A 19,503-nucleotide genomic window follows, 5' to 3' on the forward strand; every position below is an offset into this window, starting at 1 on the left:
TCAGTCCTGCGTGCTGGTGGGGGCGTCGCGCACCAGGCCGGTCCCGGTGATCTCGACCTCGGTTGCGGTCACCTCCGCGCCGGCGCGCAGCGATTTCAGCCCGTCGACGATGATCCGGTCGCCGTCCGACAGCCCCTCGGTCACCACCCAGCTGTTCTGCCAGCTGCCGATATCCTTCAGCGCCAGCTGCCGGGCGGTGCCACCGGCATCGGCGGCGAAGACGACCAGATTGCCAGCGCTGTCATGGCTGCCGGCCCGTTGCGGCACCAGATAGGCCTGAATGGTGCCCAGCGTCACCTCGCCGCGCAGGAACATGCCGGGCAGGATCAGATGGTCGGGGTTTTCGAAGCGGAAGCGGATCGAAATCGTACCGGTGGTGGTGGCCACCGTGCTGCCGGGCGCCACCAGCGTGCCGGAGCCTTGATAGATCTGGCCGTTCTCCAGTGTCAGCGTCGCATCCAGCTTGTCGGCGAGCGTCATCGTGCCGCTGTCGATCTGGTTGCGGATCGACAGGACGCGGGCGCTGGCCTCCAGCATGTCCACCTCGATCGGGTCGAGCCGGGTGACCGTGGTCAGCGCATCGGACTGGCCGCTGGTGACCAATGCGCCGACAGACACATCGGCGACCTCTGCAACGCCCTGGATCGGGCTGCGGATGGTGGTCCAGGACAGCTGCGTACGGGCGAAATCCAGCGCCGCCCGGGCGGCATCGACGGCGGCCTGGGCCTCGGCCAGGGTGGCGCGGGCGGCCTCGACCTCGGCGACGGTATAGCCGGACCCCTTAAGCCGCTGCGCCCGGTCGTAGGAGGTCTGCGCCAGCGTCAGGCTGGCCTGGGCGGAGGCCAGCTCGGCCTCATCGCCGGCGACGGTGGCGCGGTAGCTGGCGTCATCCAGTTTGAACAGCGGGTCGCCGACGGAAAGCGTGGCGCCGGGCGTATAAAGGATCTCTTGGACCACACCGTCGACGCGGGGGCGGATATCGACCTGCTCATAGGCGACGGCGCGGCCGGGCAGGGTGTAGCTGCGGGGAACCGCCTGCTTTTGCATCGTCACCACGCCCACCGCGGTCGGGCCGGCGGCCCCGGGCATCGTCTGGGCGCTGGCGAGATCCGGGCCGGTCAGGCCCAGGAGGAGTGTCAGGGCAAGGGGCCAGCGGCCCTGACCGAACCGCTTGAACCGCTGGGAAATCATCATCTGTCTGCCATTTGTCACTTGCATAAATTGCGTAGTATGCAATAAATGCGGACTATGCAATATCCAGAAGTCACTTTATCCCTGCGAGAGCGCCGTCGGCGGGAAACCGCGCGCGATATCCAGCGCGCGGCGATCGGTCTGGCGCTGGATCAGGGGCTCGATCGGGTCACCACCGAGATGATCGCGCGCGCCGCCGGGGTGAGCCCGCGCACCTTCTTCAACTTCTTTCCCAACAAGGAGGCGGCGATCATCGGCGAGGCGCCGGAATTGCCGGCGGCGGCGGTGGCGGCCTTTCGCACCGGCACCGGGCCGCTGATGGCCGATCTGTGCCAGTTGTTTTGCAGCCATGCGGAGCTGATCGAGCAGGACCCTGAGGTGGTGCTGGCGGTGGCGCAGCTGGCGCGGGAGTATCTGAAGGTGCATCTGTTGTTCGATGCCGCCATGGCGGAGCTGCGCGCCGATCTGGTGGCGCTGGTCGAGGAGCGGGTCTCGGCCTCGCCCGAGACCATCGGGCTGCTGGTCGATATCGCGCTGGTCGGCGGGCGCCGGGCGGTCGATCTCTGGGCCGAAGGGCAGTGCGACAGCCTTCCCGCCGCGGTGGCGCGGGTGTGGGACGGGTTGAGCGCGGCCGGGGCGCTGATCAGCGCCGGCTGATCCCTCAGCCGCGGCGCGAGAGCTTGTCGAAGGGCAGGCCGGTGACCGCTTCGGCGCGCAGCACCACGAGCGCGGCGGCGCGGGCGTCCTCTCCGGCGTGGTGATGGGTGAACTCCAGCCCCAGATGGGTTTTCAGATTGGCGAGTCCATGGCCGCCCCGGTTCCGCAGCTCCGGCCAGGCGCGGCGGGCGATGGCGAGGCTGTCGTGCCAGGCGAAATGCGGCGTCGGCAGGCCATAGCGGCGGCAGGCGGCGGCGATTGCCCGCTGATCGAAACCGCTGTGCTGGATCAGCGAATGACGCGCCAGCAGCGGCCGCAGCGGCGGCAGGACCAAGGCGAAGCCCGGGCAATCCTCGACCGTGGCGGCGGAGATCCCGTGCAGCGCGGTGTTGAAACTGTCGAAATACATCTCCGGGTCGATCAGCAGATCCAGTGTGTCGATGGCCCCGTCCGGCCGGACGAATGCCAACCCGAACTGACAGATCGAGGAGGTGTCGGCATTGGCGGTTTCCACGTCGACGGCGATGAACCTGTAGTCCCCGGAGAGGACGGGCGCGAGCCGCGCGAGAAGGTCGGGGGAGGCCGCCGGCGGTGCCTCCGGAGCGGGTGATTTCACATTGATGTGATCCCTGGATCGCAGGGGCGGCGCTTGAACTTCCGGTGTCGCAACGTCAAGTAGTGGCCCGCGATGATTTTGCCCTGGGGTGTCCTGGCGACTCCTCGGGAAACTGATAAATTTCATACTATTACCATAAGAACCTAAGAAAAGACGCGTTTCAAAACTCTGCCTGAGGGGCCCGGATGAGGCAATCTTTAGGTGAATATGATTTTCGAAAATCACCTTTTGAGTGCAATTGTGTCGCGATGTCACTGGCGGCTATGCGGTTTCGAGGTTGCTAAACTGAACGAACTAGTTCAGCAGGGCGTTGGGGACATGACGTCATGATTCAGGTCCTGAAAACGAACAGGAGATTTAGCAGATGAGCGTTTCCTTCCGCTCCGGTCTGTCTGCCGTTGCTCTGGCTGCCTGCGCCGCAGGCCCCGCACTGGCTGGCCCGACCTACACCTCCGCTTCCGGCGGCACCTTCACCTATTACGGGCAGCTCAGCCCGTCCTACCTGTCGGTTGACGACGGCGTCGACACCCAGGGCGACCTGGTGGACAACGTCCATTCCAACAGCCGGGTGGGTTTTTATCTGCGCCAGCCCTTCGGCGCCAACACCTTCCAGTTCCGGTTTGAAACCGCGCTGGGGCTGAAAGCGTCGAACAAGGTCGGTCAGACCAGCGACCCCAGCAACCTCGACTGGGATCGCACCAATCTGCGGCACGTCGACTTCAGCCTGTCCGGCGCCTTCGGTACGGTTTCGGCCGGTCAGGGCAGCATGGCCAGCGACAATATCGCCACCATGGACCTGTCGGGTACCACGCTGGTCATGGGCCAGTCGGTGACGGACGCCGCCGGCGCCTATCAGTTCACCACCAGCGGCGGTGCGCTGTCGGGCATCAAGCTGAGCGACGCCTTCGCAAGCTATGACGGCGGCCGCAAGGGTCGTATCCGCTACGATACGCCGTCGCTGAACGGGTTCGTGCTCTCGGCCTCCTACGGCACCGAAATCCTGGCCTCCGGCAATGATGACGAATATTACGACATCACCGTGCGGTACGAGAAGGAATTCGGCGAGTACACCGTCAACGGCGGGCTGGGCGTGGCCTGGACCGATAAGCAGACCGGCACCGACACCCGCGACACCGTGGCCTCCGTCTCGCTGGAGCACAGCTCGGGCCTGAACGGGACCCTGTCCTATGGCGACCGCGACACCTCGGGCGACTACATCTACGGTAAAGTCGGCTACAAGATGAAGGTCTTCGCCATCGGCTCCACCGCGATGTCGCTGGACTATTACAGCGGCAACGATCTGGTTTCGACCGGCTCCGAGTCCGAAGCCTGGGGCGTCGGCGTGGTGCAGAAGGTCGACGCCTATAACGTCGAACTCTACGCCAGCTATCGCAACTACAGCTTGGACGACAACAGCGGCACGGATTACAACGATCTGAGCGCCGTTCTGGTCGGTGCCCGCTGGAAATTCTGAGACCGGACGCCTTCGGTCTTACCGGACCCGCCGCATCGCGCGGCGGGTCTCTTTGTTTCGGCTTTCCGGTGCCGGTTTTGCACGCCGTGCCTGCAATCGCCCTTGCACAGCGGGGCTGAGACACATAGAAGGCGACAAATTTGCTGTGCGCGCGGGTATCGCGCGCTTTCGACTCTATGGGGAATACGGATGCAGGTCACCGAAACGCTGAACGAAGGGCTCAAGCGCGCTTATGAACTGATGGTCACGGCGCAGGAGCTGGACGATAAGGTGAACGAGAAGCTGCTCGAGGCCCAGCCGGAAATCGAGATGAAGGGCTTCCGCAAGGGCAAGGTGCCGATGGCGCTGCTGAAGAAGCAGTTCGGCCAGCGTCTGCTCGGCGAAGCCATGCAGGAAACCATCGACGCGGCGATGAACTCGCATTTCGAAGAGAGCGGCGATCGTCCGGCCATGCAGCCCGAGGTCAAGATGACCAACGAGGACTGGAAAGAAGGCGACGACGTCAATGTCGAGATGAGCTATGAGCGTCTGCCCGACATCCCCGAAGTCGATCTGGCCTCGATCAGCCTGGAGCGCATGGTCGTCAAGGCGGACGACGCCTCCGTCGACGAAGCCCTGACGAGCCTGGCCGAAAACGCCAAGGACTTCAAAGCCCGCGAAGAAGGCGCCGCCGCCGAGGATGGCGATCAGGTGGTGTTCGACTTCGTCGGCAAGGTCGATGGCGAAGCCTTCGACGGCGGGTCCGCCGAAGATTACCCGCTGGTTCTGGGGTCCGGTCAGTTCATCCCTGGCTTCGAAGAGCAGCTGGTGGGCGCGAAGGCCGGTGAAGAAAAAGACGTCACCGTCACCTTCCCCGAAGAGTATCAGGCCGAACATCTGGCCGGCAAGGAAGCTGTCTTCACCTGCACCGTCAAAGAGGTGAAACAACCGGTCGCTGCCGAACTGGACGATGAGCTGGCGAAGAAATTCGGCTCGGAAGACCTGGAATCCCTGAAAGGTCAGATCCGGGAGCGTCTGGAAGCCGAATATGCCGGCGCCGCCCGTGCGGTTCTGAAGCGCGGCCTGCTGGACAAGCTGGACGAGCTGGTGAGCTTCGACCTGCCGCCGAGCCTGGTGGACGCCGAAGCCAAGCAGATCGCGCATCAGCTGTGGCATGACGAGCACCCCGAGGTGCACGACCACAACCACGAAGGCATCGAGCCCACCGAAGAGCACACCAAGCTGGCAGAGCGCCGCGTGCGTCTGGGCCTGCTGCTGGCCGAACTGGGCCAGAAGGCCGAGGTCGAGGTCACCGACGCCGAGATGACTCAGGCGATCATGAACCAGGCCCGTCAGTATCCGGGTCAGGAGCGCCAGTTCTTCGAATTCGTGCAGCAGAACGCCCAGATGCAGCAGCAGCTGCGCGCGCCGATCTTCGAAGACAAAGTCATCGACTATGTCTGCGAACTCGCCAAGGTCGAGGAAAAGGAAGTCAGCAAGGACGAGCTGGAAAAGGCCGTCGAAGCGCTGGACGACGACGCGTAAGCCTCGGTCGATCGGATTTTTCGGATCGGGCCGCCCTCTGGGGCGGCCCTTTTCATGTCCGGAGGCGGGCAGGGCGCAGCGATGACCCTGACGAAAAAGGGCCGCTCAAGCGAGCGGCCCTTTTTCAGCTGTGGCGCACTGTCCTTCAGTCGAAAGAGGTCATCGCGCGCTGCATCCCGTCCGGTTTTCCCGAAGAGGCGGTGGCGGGAAGATCGATCGTGGTCTCCTCCTCTTCCTCCGCCTCGCCAGCGGCCGCTTCGAAACGGTCGCGCAGGGCTTCCATCAACGCCATGGCGGCGTCGACTTCTTTCGGCGTGGTGGCGTTCATCACCTGCTCATAGCAATATTGCTTGAGCGCTTCGGCGTATTTCTGCTTGTCGGCGGTGATGTCCTCGCCGTCCATGTCGGGGAACAGCTCGGCCATGCTTTTGCTCGCCATCGCCGGGGTGCGGTTCTTGTAGAACAGCTTCAGCGCGTCCTCGTCGGAGAGGAAGACATCGTGGCGGATGCCGGCGAACTCTCGGATCCCCTCGATCCGCTCGTCGGAGCAATCCATCAGCGCAGCCATGGCGGTGACCACACCCATCGGTTTCGGCGAGCCGATGTAATCGTAGGGTGCATTGCGCGACCGCTTCATCACCCGGTTCATCACCGGATCGATCACCGCGACGGCATCCAGAACGCCGGCCTCTTGTGCGTATTCGAAGGCACCTACCATCACCTCGCTCGTCACATAAGAGATCGAATTGCGTTTTTTCGTGCCGGTCAGCTTCCGGGTGTCGACACAGAACCGGGTGGCTTCCCAGATCCGGGAGCTGCGCAGCGGCGGTTCGCCGTCGAGAAGTTCATAGAACACGTCCGCCAGCATGTGCGGGCCGGTGGTCTGCAGCAGACGCATGCAGCCGACAACATCCCCGTCCTCATCCAGGCAGACGACATGCGCAGGATCGAGCGAGTCGAACTCGTCGATCTCCTTGCCGTCCTTGACTTTGACGTCCCAACCCAGTCGCCCTTCGAACACTCTCGCTCTGAGGCGGTACATTTCGTCCAGCAACTCGCCGAACTTATGCCTGTTGAGACCATCGATTACGATAATCATGGTTTTCCCCTACCGCTATACGTGTTTACCGGACGTTAGCCATGTTATGCAATTTCTCCATTAGGGGTTTCCCGTATGTGTCAAACAATACTAAATGTTTATGAAATTGAGTCCAGCCTGTTGCTGAAAGGCAACATATTTCCTATCGTTTTGAGCAAAAACGACAAACTCCCCCGGGATTTCCCGGAGGAGGCGACTCAGTCAGAGTGGTTCTGAGGGGGAGGCGTCAGGCGGGGTAAATCAGGCCCAGCCCGATGGCGCGACCGACCGCTTGTGCCGTGGTTAACGCGCTGAGTTTTTCACGCCCCGATCGCAGGTGAACTTCAACCGTACGATGAGAGATCGACAGGATATCGCCGATGTCCTGCTGGCTTTTCCCGGCGGCGGCCCATTGCAGGATCTGCAGTTCCCGGGTCGAAAGCGCTGGCCGCTGCAGGGCGGTGTGCAGCACACCCGAGCGCATCACGTTGTCATGCATGTGGACGGCGGCGAACTGCAGCTCGCCGATGACCGCGCGTTTCAGCTTGTGCCAGTCGTCCTCGCCGCAGTCGCGGGTGACGCTGAGCAGACCGCATTCGCCATAGGGGCCACGCACCGGCACGGTCAGGCCGCAGGTGGTGATGCCGAAGTCGCGTGCGTCGTAGAACACGGCGCGGAACTTGTCGTCATCGTTGAACCGGTGCCAGTCCACCGGGGCGATGCTGCGCAGCGACTGATAGATCGTCGGATCGTAGCGATGCATCCCCTGCTTCATGTAGTGGAATTTCCACTGCTCGGGATAGTTGGCATAGCCCTGCACGTCGCCGGTGATCGGATGCGTCGTCGCGTAAGAGGCGTAGTCGAATTCCAGCTTGTCGCAGAGGTCATCGAGGAAGCAGGTGAAGTTGTCTTCCGCGTCGGGGGCTTCGCTGAGGTCAATCAGGTCCATTGTCCAAGGCTCCTTGGGGACAGGCGGCTCAGGTGGCCAGCCCGACTTTCTTCGGTTTCGGGGGCGTGGTGAGCGATTGCACGAAGCTGAGCACGGCACTGCGTTGCGGGCCGGGCAGCTTGCGGAACAGTTCCATCATCAGGATGGCGTCCTGATCGGAAAGAAAATCCATATGGTCGACCGGGGTTTTCAGCCCCTTGTCGGTGGGGGTGGCGGGCCGGATGCCCTCGAAGAAATAGACGATGTCGACCCCGAGTTTCTCGGCCACGGCCCAGAGGCGGGAGGCACTGACGCGGTTGGCCCCGGTTTCGTATTTCTGGATCTGCTGGAACTTGACGCCGATGGCTTCCCCCAGCTCGGTCTGGCTGATGCCCAGGGCATGGCGCCGGGCCCGGATGCGTTGTCCAACGAGGAGATCGATCTTGTTCATAGCTTACACCTGCAGTGTCAGAGGCCATACACGGCGGCGCCCAATGCAAAACAGCGCCCAAAGGATACCAGAACCAGATACCAAACAGTCAATCCTTCCCCGTCTGCAGCAGGCCGGACAGGCCTGCACAGAAAGCAGATTGCAAATTGTTGCCGTAAGGGAAGCTTCATTACAACGACTATCTCCCTAAGGTTGTTCTCATCCCGGGGAGGTGCCGTCTGGGCGGTCCGGCTAGATCAAACCGGTCTCCTTCAGAAGGCCGCGCCGCTTGGCTTCGTAGTAGTAGCCGCGGGCGTACCAGCTGACCGCCTTGTCATAGCTTCCGTCCGAAACCAGCCAGGCGCCGCGCAGATATTTGACGGCGTATTTCAGGTTGGTATCGGCATCGAGCAGTTTCTTGTCGCGACCGTGGAACCCCATGCCCCGGGCGGTACGCGGATGGATCTGCATCAGCCCGTAGTAGGGGCCGTTGCGGACCCAGGGGCGATGGGTGCTCTCGCGGATGACGACGCGGTGCACCAGCGCGCGGGGCACCTCGTAGTGATCGGACCATTTGTTGATCAGCCGCCGCAGCTCCGGTGTCTCGTTCGGATAGAGCGGCGGATCGTAGGGCGCGTTGCGGCTGGAGCGATGCAGCTTCGGACCGCAGGCAGCGGCCAGCAGGGGCATCGACAGCAGGGCCAGCGCCCGGCGCCGGGTCGGGGCGGTGCCTGTCGTGTCTGTCCGCAGTGAGTCTGTCATGGGAGCACCTGATATGGTGGATTTGAATAAAAGCTACTGCGGAACCGGGGCAGCAAGAAGGCACGTCTATGACATGGGCGGCACATTGCCGAGGCATTGATATGAAATTTACCAGTGCGCGGGGCCGGAACGGAAACGGGCCGCGCGAGTGTCTCGCGCGGCCCGTTCATATTCTGGATCGATCCGTTCGGGATCAGGAGGCGCTTTCCTCATCCGCGGCGGGCGCGGCGGGAGCTTCGTCGTCGTCGGAGGCGGCGCCACCGATGTCGTCGAACAGCTCGGCGATCTCGAATTCGGCCTGCGCCTCTTCTTCAGCGGCCAGTTCCTGGATCGATTTGCCGGAAGCCTGCAGCTCGGCCTCTTCGGGCGAGCGTGCGACGTTCACGGAGATCACCACGTCGACCTCGGGGTGCAGGGTCACATGCACGGCATGCAGGCCCAGTTCCTTGATCGGGGTCGGGATGACGATCTGTTTGCGATCGATGGTGAAGCCGGCCTCGGTGGCGACGTCTGCGGCGTCACGCGGGGTGACCGAGCCGTAGAGGTTGCCGCCGTCGGAGGCGGAGCGAATCACCACGAACTGCTGACCGTCGAGACGTTCGGCCAGCGCTTCGGCTTCTTGCTTGGTTTCGAGGTTGCGGGCCTCGAGCTGGGCTTTTTGTGCTTCGAAAGCGGCGATGTTCGTTTTCGACGCGGTCAGCGCCTTGCTCTGCGGCAGCAGGTAGTTGCGGGCATAGCCGGGCTTGACGTCGACGACATCGCCCATCTGGCCCAGCTTGGCCACGCGTTCCAGAAGGATAACTTGCATGCGGCTTTCTCCTTACTTCACGGCGTAGGGCAGCAGGGCGAGGAAGCGGGCGCGCTTGATGGCGCGGGCCAGTTCACGCTGCTTCTTGGCCGAGACGGCGGTGATGCGCGACGGCACGATCTTGCCGCGTTCGCTGATGTAGCGTTGCAGCAGCTTGGTGTCTTTGTAGTCGATCTTCGGCGCATTGTCGCCCGAGAAGGGGCAGACCTTGCGACGGCGGAAAAACGGTTTTGCAGCCATGTCTTAGCGTCCTTTCAGCAGGCGTTGATCAGCGGCGCTCGCGGCGGTTGTCCCGCTCGTCGCGCTTTTGCATCTGAACCGAGGGGCCTTCGTCGTGGCCGTCGACCTTGATGGTCAGAACGCGCATCACGTCGTCATGCAGGCGCATCAGGCGTTCCATCTCCTGAATGGCCGGTGCCGGTGCATCGGACTTCAGGAAGGCATAGTGGCCCTTCCGGTTCTTGTTGATCTTGTAGGCCATCGTCTTGACGCCCCAGTACTCGCTGTCGACGATTTTACCGCCGTTGTCAGCCAGAATGGCGCCGAAATGTTCGATGAGGCCTTCGGCCTGCGCGTTGGAAAGATCCTGACGCGCGATCATGACATGCTCATAAAGGGGCATGTAGACTCCTGTTTCTGTCGAGGCGCATTTCATAGGTGGGGCCTGATCCTTTCGCGGCCCCGCCACGAGAGACTGCGCGGTTATCACGTCGTGCGAAAGGATGGCCCCGTATACAGCAAATCATCGGGCGGGCAACCCCTGAGCGGCGCTTTGTCCGGCAGGCCCCGGCGGCGCATCGGGCGCAGTGGGTCGGGGTCGGGAAACGGCCTGGGATATGCCCCCGAGACGCCAGTGTGATGCCCGGGAAATGCCGGCGGATTGCCCGGCGATTGCCTGTCGCCCGCCCCAATGCTGCCGCTTTTGACCGCGAGTTTGAGGGCAGCGCGGAGAAAGCCGCCCTTCGGGAGAGAGCCCCAGATACCGGGCCCCGGAGACAGAGCGAAGAGGCCCGAGATGTCGAAGATGGATTTTGCAGGTTTTTCCCCGGCCGAGGCCGTGACCACCGCCGCCGCGGTGACCTCGCCGCGCCGCAACGGGGCGCTTTCCATCGTTCTGGCGCCGCGGTTCTCGGTCGATGGGGCGCTGGCGCGCTTTGTCGGCAGTGTCCTGGTGATCGCCTCCGGCGCCATGTGGATGCTGCCCGACGCGCAGGCCGATGCCGATCTGGTGGTGATGAAGCTGGGCGCGTCGCTGTTCTTCCTGCTCGTCGGCGTGGCGCTGATGGCCTATGACGATCTGCTGCGCCGTCCCGAGGCCTGTTTCGATCCGCTGCGGCGCGAGCTGCGGGTGCTGCGCATGGCGGCCGATGGCCGGGTGGAGACCACGCTGCGCCGCGGCTACGACAGTTTCGGCCGGGTCGAGTGGCGCGGTCACCGGGTGCGGATCTACGAGATGGACGGGACGCTTCTGCTCGGGCTCACCGTCCGCGAGGCGGCGCAGCGGGCACAGCTGAGTGACCAGTTGGCGCAACATGTGAATCTCTGCGCCTGACCTCGCGCTTTCGCAGGGGGAGCTGTTCGTCTGCTCACAGATCCTGTTGGAATTTGCGGCCTTGTTTCCCCGCCGGACGAAGTCAGATTGGGGGGACAAGCAAACGCACAACCCAACGGAGTGTTGATCATGAAAACCGCCCTTCTGGCCGCTGCCTTCGCGACTGCCGCCGCCGCCGCCTATGCTGCACCGGAAAAATACGTTCTGGACTCGAGCCACAGCCAGATCGTCTTCCATTACAACCACCTGGGCTTTTCCACCGGCTACGGCATGTTCTCGGGCTTCGCCGGCGAAATCATGTTCGATCAGGAAGATCCTGCGAATTCCAGCGTGTCGGTTTCGATGCCCGTGACCTCCATGCTGACCGGCTGGGAAGCGCGCTACGAGCACTTCATGTCGCCCGACTTCTTCGGCGCCGTCGAAGACAAGACCGTGTCGTTCAAATCGACCGGTATCGAAGTGACCGGCGAGAAAGAAGCGCTTATCACCGGCGATCTGACCCTGAACGGCGTGACCAAATCGGTCGTTCTGGATGCGGTGCTGAACCAGGCCGGCGAACACCCGATGGCGAACAAGCCCTGGGCCGGTTTCAGCGCCACCACCACGCTGATCCGCAGCGACTATAACCTTGGCATGTTCGCCCCCTACGTCAGCGACGAAGTGGTGGTCGAAATCTCCGTCGAGGCGATGAAAGCCGACGCGGAATAATCTTTCCTGTCCCCTCGGGAAACGTCAGGCCGCCGGCCCCTGCGAAGGGTCGGCGGCCTTTCTGCGTGCGCAGGCACGGGAACGGTGTTGGGGCTGCGCCGGGTGGCGGCGGGGAGTGGCGCTGTGGCTGACCGGTGCGGAGAGGACCGAGGACGTGCCTGTGGCGCCGGGCGGAGAGCGCGCCTGGCGGCGCGCGCCTCCGGCGGGGATATCCGGCGGGGATATTTGGGGCCGGAAAAAGCACCCTGGGGGGACGGCGGCGCGTGAGGCGTGGTCGTCGGTGGGGGGCGATGCAGCGCTCCGCACGGGCAGCGGCGCGGGCGGTGCCGGACCGGGAGGTGATGCATACGGGAAGGGCATGCAAAGGGCCGCCGCAGAACCCCGCGACGGCCCGGTCTTGTGGGCCCGGTCGAATCTCCGGGCAGAGCGCTCAGGTCCCGCCGCGGGTGGCGGTCAGGCGAACGTGCACCTCCACCGCGAAGGCGAGAGAGCTTTCGTTGGCCATATTGCTGCCGATGCCGAAATCCATCCGGTTCAGGCTGGTGCTGCCCTCCATCACCGCGGTGCTGCCGTCGAGTGTCAGGCTAAAGGGCAACTCGATTTCCACCGTCGCGCCCTTGAGCGTCAGCGGCCCGCGCGCGACATAGCCATCGGCGGTCTTTTCGATCTGGCCGTGGAATTCGGCGGTGGGGAAACCTTCGGCGTTGAAGAAATCCGCCCCCATCGCCTGCGGCGTGACCGAGCCCAGGGTCAGCGATCCGATGGCGATCGTCACATCGACCGACCCGGCCGGGCCGGGGGCGGCGGGCGCGTCGAAGGTGATGGCGGCGGTCCAGTCGGCGAAGCTGCCCTCCACCGGTTTGCCCATCTGCTGCACGGTGATGCCCAGGGTGCCGTCCTCCACCCGCCAGTCTGAGGCGACCTGTTCCAGCGCGGCGGCCTGCGGGGCGGCGGGCGGCGGTGTCAGCATCTTGGTCGCGCCACCGACGCCGATGGCGGCGGCCCAGACCGCAACGGCCAGGGTCGGGGGCAGCAGGCTGTGATGCTGGGCCGGCGGCTGCGGGCCCTCGCGGAAGCCCGGCAGCATGCGCTGCAGGGTGAAGTCGCGGTCGATCACGAAATGCTTGAGCGCGCCGGCGATATGCGCCGCGAGGGCGCCGACCAGCAGCCACATGAAGATGACGTGCAGCCCGCCTGCCACGGCGGAGACCGCGGGGCTTTTCGGCACGAAGGGCAGCGATTGGCCGAACGGCCAGTAGATCGGCGCAAAGCCGGTGGAGGCGGCGTGGTCGATCCAGCCGGACAGCGGCACCGCCACCAGCGAGCCGTAGAGCAGCCAGTGGACCAGTTCTGCGGCCCAGGCCTCGACCTTGTGTTCGGCGTTCAGCAGGCCGGGTTTGATCTGGGTCAGCGCCCAGAGGATGCGCAGCAGGGCGACGAAGAAGATGGTCACGCCGATCGTCTTGTGCAGCGTGAAGAGAAGGGCGGCGCGGGCGACATCGGCATCGCTGGCGCCAGAGGCGGGATCGCGGACCTGATGCGCCAGATCGGTGGCGAACCAGCCCAGCGGCAGGACGGTCAGGATCAGCAGCGCGGTCAACCAGTGAAAGCTCTTGGTCACGGCGCCGTAGCTGCGGACGGTGTTGGCGAGGGTCATGGAGGCTCTCCTTGCAATATGGCGGCAGGTTACGTGTCGGCAGGGTTTCGGCAACGCGCTCAGGGGCACAGCAAGGGCGCGCCATTGCACAGAGCGGCGGGGCGGTCTATTCCCGGCGCAGACTTAGACAGGAGGACCGGCATGAGCCGCGCATTCGTTTTCCCCGGTCAGGGGGCGCAGACCATCGGGATGGGGCAGGCGCTCGCCGGGGCCTATCCGGCCGCAAAAGCCGTTTTCGAAGAGGTGGATGAGGCTCTTGGCGAAAGCCTGAGCGGGCTGATCTGGGACGGCGACATCGAGACCCTGACGCTGACCCGCAATGCGCAGCCGGCGCTGATGGCGACCTCTCTGGCGGCGATGCGGGCGCTGGAGGCCGAAGGGATCACGATCGCGTCAGCGGCCTTCGTGGCGGGTCATTCGTTGGGCGAATACTCGGCGCTCTGCGCCGCCGGGGCGATCAGCGTCGCCGATACCGCGCGGCTGCTGCGGACCCGTGGTCAGGCGATGCAAAGCGCGGTGCCGGTCGGCGAGGGCGCGATGGCGGCGATCCTCGGGCTTGATCTGGAGGCGGTGCGCGCGGTCGCGGCGGAGGCGGCGGGAGGCGAGGTCTGCCAGGCCGCCAACGACAACGATCCGACCCAGGTTGTGGTCTCCGGCACCAAGGCGGCGGTGGAACGCGCCGCCGTCATCGCCAAGGAGAAGGGCGCCAAGCGGGCGATCATGCTGCCGGTGAGCGCGCCGTTCCATTGTGCGCTGATGCAGCCGGCCGCCGATGTGATGGCCGAGGCGCTGGCGGCGGTCGAGATCACCGCCCCGGCGGTGCCGCTGATCGCCAATGTGCGGGCCGAGGCGGTGAGCGATCCCGATCTGATCCGCAAGCTGCTGGTGGAGCAGGTGACCGGTTCGGTTCGCTGGCGCGAGAGCGTTCAGTACATGGCCGCCCAGGGCGTGACCGAGGCCTGGGAGATCGGCGCCGGCAAGGCGCTGTCGGGCATGATCCGCAAGATCGACCGGGAGATCGCTTGCAAGGCGGTGGGCACTCCGGACGACGTGAAGGCCGTGGTGGAGAGCCAAGGCTGAAGGCTGGCCCTTGAGCGCCAAGATTTTTCAAAAAAATCTTGGCAAAAGTTTTTGAAAACTTTTGTGCCGCCCTGGGCGGCTGGGAGAGACGAGATGTTCGATTTGACGGGGAAGACCGCGCTGATCACCGGCGCGTCGGGTGGTATCGGTGGCGAGATCGCCAAGGCGCTGCATGGGGCGGGGGCGACCGTGGGGCTTTCGGGAACGCGCGAGGCGCCGCTGCAGGAGCTGGCGGCGGAGCTGGGGGAGCGCGCCGTGGTGCTGCCCTGCAACCTGAGCGATCCGGCCGCGGTCGAGGCGCTGCCGAAACAGGCGGCCGAAGCGATGGGCGGCGTCGATATCCTGGTGAACAACGCCGGGATCACCCGCGACAACCTGTTCATGCGGATGTCGGACGACGAATGGCAATCGGTGCTGGACGTCAACCTGACTGCGGCGATGAAGCTGAGCAAGGGCGTTCTGCGTGGCATGATGAAGGCGCGCTGGGGTCGTATCGTCAACATCACCTCGGTGGTGGGTGCCACGGGCAACCCGGGGCAGGGCAATTATGCCGCCGCCAAGGCCGGGCTGGTCGGCATGTCGAAATCGCTGGCCTATGAGGTGGCGAGCCGGGGAATCACCGTAAACGCGGTGGCGCCGGGCTTCATCGCCACGGCGATGACCGACAAGCTCAACGACGAGCAGAAGGCCAAGATCAATGCCCAGATCCCGGCCGGCCGCATGGGCCAGCCGGAGGAAATCGCCGCTGCGGTTCTGTATCTGGCCAGCCCCGAAGCGGCTTATGTGACCGGTGCCACCTTGCATGTGAACGGTGGGATGGCCATGCTTTAACGGGTGGGTGGCCCCACACGCGAAAGCGTTTGCCTCTGCGCCGGACTATGCTATAGGCGGCGAACATTCGGGGCGGCGCCACATGCAGGTTGGGGCCGTCTGTCCATATCCCGGCCCACCGGGATCGAGCCGCCCGGACCGGGCATATATCGACAGCCATCCCGACCGGGTAAGGGCGCAACTGGGGTCTCTGGCCCCGATGGAATGAGGAAGAGACATGAGCGACGTCGCAGATCGCGTGAAAAAGATCGTTGTTGAGCATCTGGGTGTTGAAGAGGACAAAGTGACCGAGAACGCGTCGTTCATCGACGATCTGGGCGCTGACAGCCTCGACACCGTCGAGCTGGTGATGGCCTTCGAAGAAGAGTTCGGCATCGAAATCCCGGACGACGCAGCCGAAACCATCCAGACCTTCGGCGACGCGGTGAAATTCATCACCGAAGCTTCCTGATCCCAACCGGATCACCGAGTTTTCAAGGGCGCTTTCCCGGGCAGGGAGAGCGCCTTTTTCGTGTTCGGGGAGCGGCCGGCGGGTCTTTGGCCGCCGATGCCTTTCGCCCGGGCTGGCGGGCTGGCATCCTGCGCCGCAGTGACTCGCGGCAGGAAAGGACAGCGGCATGGCGGATCTGGCGGATATGTTCGGTGGCGGCGAAACCGCGCGGTTTCTCGGGCTGCCGGCGGCGGAGCTGACGGCGCTGGAAGCGGACCTCGTGATCTATGGCGCCGATTGCGCCACGCCCTATCCCTCGGTCGGGGCCTATTGCGCTGGCGGTCCGGCGGCGATCCGCGCCGGCGGGGCGGCCTATAGCGGGGATCTGACCAAGGTGAACTTCGATCTGCTGGGCCCGGTCCTGCCCGCAACGGTGCGGGCAGTGGATGCGGGCGATCTGCCGGTCGAACCAGCCGATGCCGCCGGCAACCGCGCCGCCATTGCCGGCGCGACGCGGCAGATTCTGGCGGCGGGGGCGGTGCCGGTGCTGCTGGGGGGCGATGATTCCCTGCCGATCCCGCTGATCGAGGCCTTGGGCGACAGCGGCGAGCCGCTGACGATCCTGCAGATCGACGCCCATATCGACTGGCGCGAGTCGGTGGAGGGCGAACCGCTGGGGCTGAGCTCGACGATGCGGCGTGCCAGCGAGATGGCGCATGTGGAGCGGATCATCCAGGTGGGCGCCCGCGGCGTCGGCTCGGCCGGGATGACGGAGCTGCAGGCGGCGCGCGACTGGGGCGTGCACCTGATCCCGGCGCATCAGTTCACCGATCCGCTGGCGGTCGCCGCTCTGGTCCCGGAGGGGGCGCGGGTGGCGATCTGTTTCGACTGCGACGCGCTGGATCCGGCGATCATGCCGGCGGTGATCGCGCCGACGGCGGGCGGCCTGAGCTATGCCCAGGTGCTGGAGCTGATCCGGGCGGTGGCGGCCCGGGCGCGGATCGCGTCTTTCGACATGGTGGAGTTCATGCCGCCGCAGGATCGCGACGGCCTCGGCGCGCGGACCGCGGCGCAGTTGCTGGCCTCGGTCATCGGGCTGATCGGCGGGCAGAAGGCCGCGCGGCGCTGATCGTGCCCTTTCTCTTGCCCCCAAGGCCCGCCGCAGGGTAAGAGCGGTTCTCGAACGAATTGAGGCAAGAGGGCTTTAGATGCGCAGAGTCGTTGTAACCGGGCTGGGATTGGTGACGCCTTTGGCCTGCGGGGTCGAGGAAAGCTGGTCGCGGCTGCTGGCCGGACAATCCGGCGCCGGTCCGATCACACGCTTCGATGCCAAGGCCAGCGGCGTGACGACGACCTATGCCTGCGAAGTGCCGCTGGGCGACGGAACCGACGGCACCTTCAATGCCGACGACTGGATGCTGCCGAAGGAACGGCGCAAGGTCGACGATTTCATCCTCTATGGAATTGCGGCGGCCGAGATGGCGGTGCGCGATTCCGGCTGGATGCCCGAGGACGAGGAAAGCCGAGAGCGTACCGGTGTGATGATCGGCTCCGGCATCGGCGGGCTGAACTCTATCGCGGAAACCGCTGTTCTGATCAAGGAACGCGGGCCGCGGCGGGTGTCGCCCTTCTTCATCCCGGGAGCGCTGATCAACCTGATTTCGGGGCAGGTGTCGATCCGCTTCGGCTTCAAGGGTCCGAACCACGCGGTGGTCACCGCCTGTTCCACCGGTGCCCATGCGATCGGAGACGCCACCCGGCTGATCAAATACGGCGATGCCGATGTGATGATCGCCGGCGGTGCGGAGGCGGCGATCAGCGAGATCGGGATTGCCGGTTTCAACGCCTGTAAGGCGCTGAGCACCAAATACGGCGACGACCCGCAGGCGGCGAGCCGTCCCTATGACACCGACCGCGACGGTTTCGTGATGGGCGAGGGCTCCGGCATCGTGGTGCTGGAGGAATATGAACACGCCAAGGCGCGCGGCGCCAAGATTTATGCCGAGGTGCTGGGCTATGGCCTGTCGGGCGATGCCTATCACATCACCGCCCCGGCGGAGGATGGCGACGGTGCCGAACGGTCGATGCGCGCGGCGCTGAAACACGCCGGGCTGGAGCCGGGCGATATCGATTACATCAACGCGCATGGTACCTCGACCATGGCCGACACCATCGAGCTGGGCGCGGTGGAGCGGCTGATGGGCAATGCGGCGGCGCGGGTCACCATGTCCTCGACCAAGTCGATGACCGGGCACCTGCTGGGCGCGGCCGGTGCGATCGAGGCGATCTTCTCGATTCTGGCGATCCGCGATCAGGTGGCGCCGCCGACCATCAACCTGGACAATCCGGCGGTGGACACGCCGGTGGATCTGGCGCCGAACCAGAAGCGCGAACGGGAGATCAACGTGGCCCTGTCGAACAGCTTCGGCTTCGGCGGTACCAATGCGAGCGTGCTGTTCGGGAAGCTCGATTAAATGTGGCGCAGCCTCGCTTCGAACATGCTGACCGTCCTGGTAGTGCTGCTGTTCCTGCTGGCCGGCCTGATCCTGTGGGGGCAGCGGGAATATGTCGCCGAGGGGCCGCTGGATCACGCGGTCTGCGTGCGGGTGCCCGGCGGCGCGACCATGAGCCGGGTCAGCCGCAACCTTGAGGACCAGGGCGCGATCACCAGCGGCACGATCTTTCGTCTGGGGGCACAATACACCGAGAAGAGCGGCCAGCTGAAAGCCGGCAACTTTCTGGTGCCGGCCAATGCCTCGATGCAGGAGATCGTCGATGCGGTCACCCGCGGCGGAGCCAGTACCTGCGGCGCCGAGGTGGTCTATCGGATCGGCGTGACCCGGAACCGGGTGGAACTGCGCGAGCTCGACCCCAACCTGATGGAAGAGGTCGAACTGGCCAAATTCGATCTGGGGGCCGAGGATGTGCCGGCGGTGTTCGCCGAGAAGGCGGCCGAAAACGATACCAGTTTCCGCATCGCCGTTGCCGAAGGGGTGACCAGCTGGCAGGTGGTCGACGCCCTGAAGGCGATCGGTGCGCTGAGCGGCGATATCGCCGAGGTGCCGGCCGAGGGCATGCTGGCGCCGCACAGCTATGAGTTCACCCGCGGCACCGAACGTGCCGCCCTGATCCGCCAGATGGAGAGCCTGCAGCAGCAGCGCATCGATCAGGCCTGGGCCGAGCGTCAGGAGGGGCTGCCCTTCGACACGCCGGAAGAGATGCTGGTTCTGGCCTCGATCATCGAGAAGGAAACCGGTGTCCCCGACGAACGGCGCACGGTGGCGAGCGTTTTCGTCAACCGGCTGGACAAAGGCATGCGGCTGCAGACAGACCCGACGGTGATCTATGGCATCACCAAGGGCCAGGGTATCCTGGGGCGGGGCCTGCGGCAGAGCGAGCTGCGGCGTGTAACCCCCTGGAATACCTATGTGATCGAGGGTCTGCCACCGACGCCCATCGCCAACCCCGGGCTGGCCAGCCTGGAGGCGGCGGTCAATCCGGCGGAGACCGATTTCATCTTCTTCGTGGCCGATGGCACCGGTGGTCATCTGTTCTCCGCAACGCTGGAAGAGCATAACCGCAATGTCGCGAAATGGCGCGAGATCGAGGCGGAGCGCGCCAAGAGCGGGGATTGATCCGGCCGTTGCCGGCGTACGGAACGGATGAATTTCATTAAGAGGGCCGGGCGGTTATCCCCCGGCCCTTATACCGTTCCGGATTGACTTTGCGGCCGATTTCACCTATAGGTTGTGTCATGCTAGAAGAACTGGGCGAACG

At 64.7% G+C, this 19,503-nt stretch carries 21 protein-coding genes; 11 read left to right on the top strand and 10 right to left on the bottom strand.

Translation table 11 applies throughout. From position 1 onward, the window contains the following. Positions 1 to 1,194, bottom strand: a complete 1,194-nt coding sequence (locus QO033_RS16365; protein WP_284482058.1) for an efflux RND transporter periplasmic adaptor subunit — start codon at positions 1,192 to 1,194, stop codon at positions 1 to 3. A gap of 54 nt (positions 1,195 to 1,248) precedes the next feature. Between QO033_RS16365 and QO033_RS16370 the strand changes: the two genes are divergently transcribed. Then, positions 1,249 to 1,848, top strand: a complete 600-nt coding sequence (locus tag QO033_RS16370; protein ID WP_284482059.1) for a TetR/AcrR family transcriptional regulator — start codon at positions 1,249 to 1,251, stop codon at positions 1,846 to 1,848. Between the two features lie 4 nt (positions 1,849 to 1,852). Here QO033_RS16370 and QO033_RS16375 read toward each other — a convergent pair whose 3' ends face one another. Further along, entirely contained in the window at positions 1,853 to 2,464 is a 612-nt protein-coding gene (locus QO033_RS16375; RefSeq protein WP_284482060.1) for an exonuclease domain-containing protein, read from the bottom strand. Positions 2,465 to 2,828: 364 nt separating this feature from the next. On the opposite strand from QO033_RS16375, the gene QO033_RS16380 reads away from it, so the two are divergent. Both QO033_RS16380 and tig read left to right on the top strand, forming a co-directional pair. Then, positions 2,829 to 3,938 (top strand): porin, encoded by a 1,110-nt coding sequence (locus QO033_RS16380; protein ID WP_284482061.1) that lies wholly within the window; start codon positions 2,829 to 2,831, stop codon positions 3,936 to 3,938. Between the two features lie 189 nt (positions 3,939 to 4,127). After that, positions 4,128 to 5,462, top strand: coding sequence for a trigger factor (gene tig / locus QO033_RS16385; protein WP_284482062.1), 1,335 nt, complete (start codon positions 4,128 to 4,130; stop codon positions 5,460 to 5,462). Between the two features lie 145 nt (positions 5,463 to 5,607). On the opposite strand, the gene QO033_RS16390 is transcribed toward tig, so the two are convergent. The 7 genes from QO033_RS16390 to rpsF all read right to left on the bottom strand — a co-directional run bounded on the left by QO033_RS16390 (position 5,608) and on the right by rpsF (position 10,090). Next, positions 5,608 to 6,561, bottom strand: a complete 954-nt coding sequence (locus QO033_RS16390) for an acyl-homoserine-lactone synthase (RefSeq protein ID WP_284482063.1) — start codon at positions 6,559 to 6,561, stop codon at positions 5,608 to 5,610. A 226-nt stretch (positions 6,562 to 6,787) separates the two neighbouring features. Beyond that, a complete protein-coding gene (locus QO033_RS16395) occupies positions 6,788 to 7,489 on the bottom strand; it encodes an autoinducer binding domain-containing protein (RefSeq protein WP_284482064.1) in 702 nt (233 codons plus the stop codon). Between the two features lie 28 nt (positions 7,490 to 7,517). After that, positions 7,518 to 7,919, bottom strand: coding sequence for a helix-turn-helix domain-containing protein (locus tag QO033_RS16400; RefSeq protein WP_284482065.1), 402 nt, complete (start codon positions 7,917 to 7,919; stop codon positions 7,518 to 7,520). A 231-nt stretch (positions 7,920 to 8,150) separates the two neighbouring features. Continuing rightward, positions 8,151 to 8,660, bottom strand: a complete 510-nt coding sequence (locus QO033_RS16405) for a transglycosylase SLT domain-containing protein (RefSeq protein WP_407682124.1) — start codon at positions 8,658 to 8,660, stop codon at positions 8,151 to 8,153. Positions 8,661 to 8,853: 193 nt separating this feature from the next. Continuing rightward, positions 8,854 to 9,468: a 50S ribosomal protein L9 gene (gene rplI / locus QO033_RS16410; protein WP_284482066.1), complete on the bottom strand. Its 615-nt coding sequence runs from the start codon at positions 9,466 to 9,468 to the stop codon at positions 8,854 to 8,856. A gap of 12 nt (positions 9,469 to 9,480) precedes the next feature. Beyond that, entirely contained in the window at positions 9,481 to 9,708 is a 228-nt protein-coding gene (rpsR, locus tag QO033_RS16415; protein WP_008328567.1) for a 30S ribosomal protein S18, read from the bottom strand. 28 nt (positions 9,709 to 9,736) lie between these two features. Continuing rightward, on the bottom strand, positions 9,737 to 10,090 hold the full coding sequence (gene rpsF / locus QO033_RS16420; RefSeq protein ID WP_284482067.1) for a 30S ribosomal protein S6: 354 nt from the start codon (positions 10,088 to 10,090) through the stop codon (positions 9,737 to 9,739). A 393-nt stretch (positions 10,091 to 10,483) separates the two neighbouring features. Between rpsF and QO033_RS16425 the strand changes: the two genes are divergently transcribed. Together QO033_RS16425 and QO033_RS16430 are read left to right on the top strand one after the other, a co-directional pair. Continuing rightward, positions 10,484 to 11,020, top strand: a complete 537-nt coding sequence (locus QO033_RS16425) for a hypothetical protein (protein ID WP_284482068.1) — start codon at positions 10,484 to 10,486, stop codon at positions 11,018 to 11,020. A 129-nt stretch (positions 11,021 to 11,149) separates the two neighbouring features. Continuing rightward, the gene (locus QO033_RS16430) at positions 11,150 to 11,728 is read left to right on the top strand and encodes a YceI family protein (RefSeq protein ID WP_284482069.1); all 579 of its coding nucleotides are present in this window, start codon (positions 11,150 to 11,152) and stop codon (positions 11,726 to 11,728) included. A gap of 430 nt (positions 11,729 to 12,158) precedes the next feature. Here the strand turns inward: QO033_RS16430 and QO033_RS16435 are convergent, their stop codons facing one another. Then, positions 12,159 to 13,385, bottom strand: a complete 1,227-nt coding sequence (locus QO033_RS16435; protein ID WP_284482070.1) for a cytochrome b/b6 domain-containing protein — start codon at positions 13,383 to 13,385, stop codon at positions 12,159 to 12,161. A 141-nt stretch (positions 13,386 to 13,526) separates the two neighbouring features. Between QO033_RS16435 and fabD the strand changes: the two genes are divergently transcribed. The 6 genes from fabD to mltG all read left to right on the top strand — a co-directional run bounded on the left by fabD (position 13,527) and on the right by mltG (position 19,361). Further along, entirely contained in the window at positions 13,527 to 14,465 is a 939-nt protein-coding gene (gene fabD, locus QO033_RS16440; protein ID WP_284482071.1) for an ACP S-malonyltransferase, read from the top strand. 93 nt (positions 14,466 to 14,558) lie between these two features. Further along, positions 14,559 to 15,296 (top strand): 3-oxoacyl-[acyl-carrier-protein] reductase, encoded by a 738-nt coding sequence (fabG, locus tag QO033_RS16445; RefSeq protein WP_284482072.1) that lies wholly within the window; start codon positions 14,559 to 14,561, stop codon positions 15,294 to 15,296. Between the two features lie 217 nt (positions 15,297 to 15,513). Continuing rightward, positions 15,514 to 15,747, top strand: coding sequence for an acyl carrier protein (locus QO033_RS16450; protein ID WP_028091986.1), 234 nt, complete (start codon positions 15,514 to 15,516; stop codon positions 15,745 to 15,747). Between the two features lie 166 nt (positions 15,748 to 15,913). Beyond that, a complete protein-coding gene (locus QO033_RS16455; protein ID WP_284482073.1) occupies positions 15,914 to 16,855 on the top strand; it encodes an arginase family protein in 942 nt (313 codons plus the stop codon). A gap of 79 nt (positions 16,856 to 16,934) precedes the next feature. Then, positions 16,935 to 18,200, top strand: a complete 1,266-nt coding sequence (gene fabF / locus QO033_RS16460) for a beta-ketoacyl-ACP synthase II (protein WP_284482074.1) — start codon at positions 16,935 to 16,937, stop codon at positions 18,198 to 18,200. Next, positions 18,201 to 19,361, top strand: a complete 1,161-nt coding sequence (mltG, locus tag QO033_RS16465; protein WP_284482075.1) for an endolytic transglycosylase MltG — start codon at positions 18,201 to 18,203, stop codon at positions 19,359 to 19,361. Positions 19,362 to 19,503 lie beyond the last annotated feature (142 nt).

Origin of the sequence: Pseudodonghicola flavimaris (assembly GCF_030164425.1) — a bacterium.
Lineage (GTDB): Bacteria > Pseudomonadota > Alphaproteobacteria > Rhodobacterales > Rhodobacteraceae > Pseudodonghicola > Pseudodonghicola flavimaris.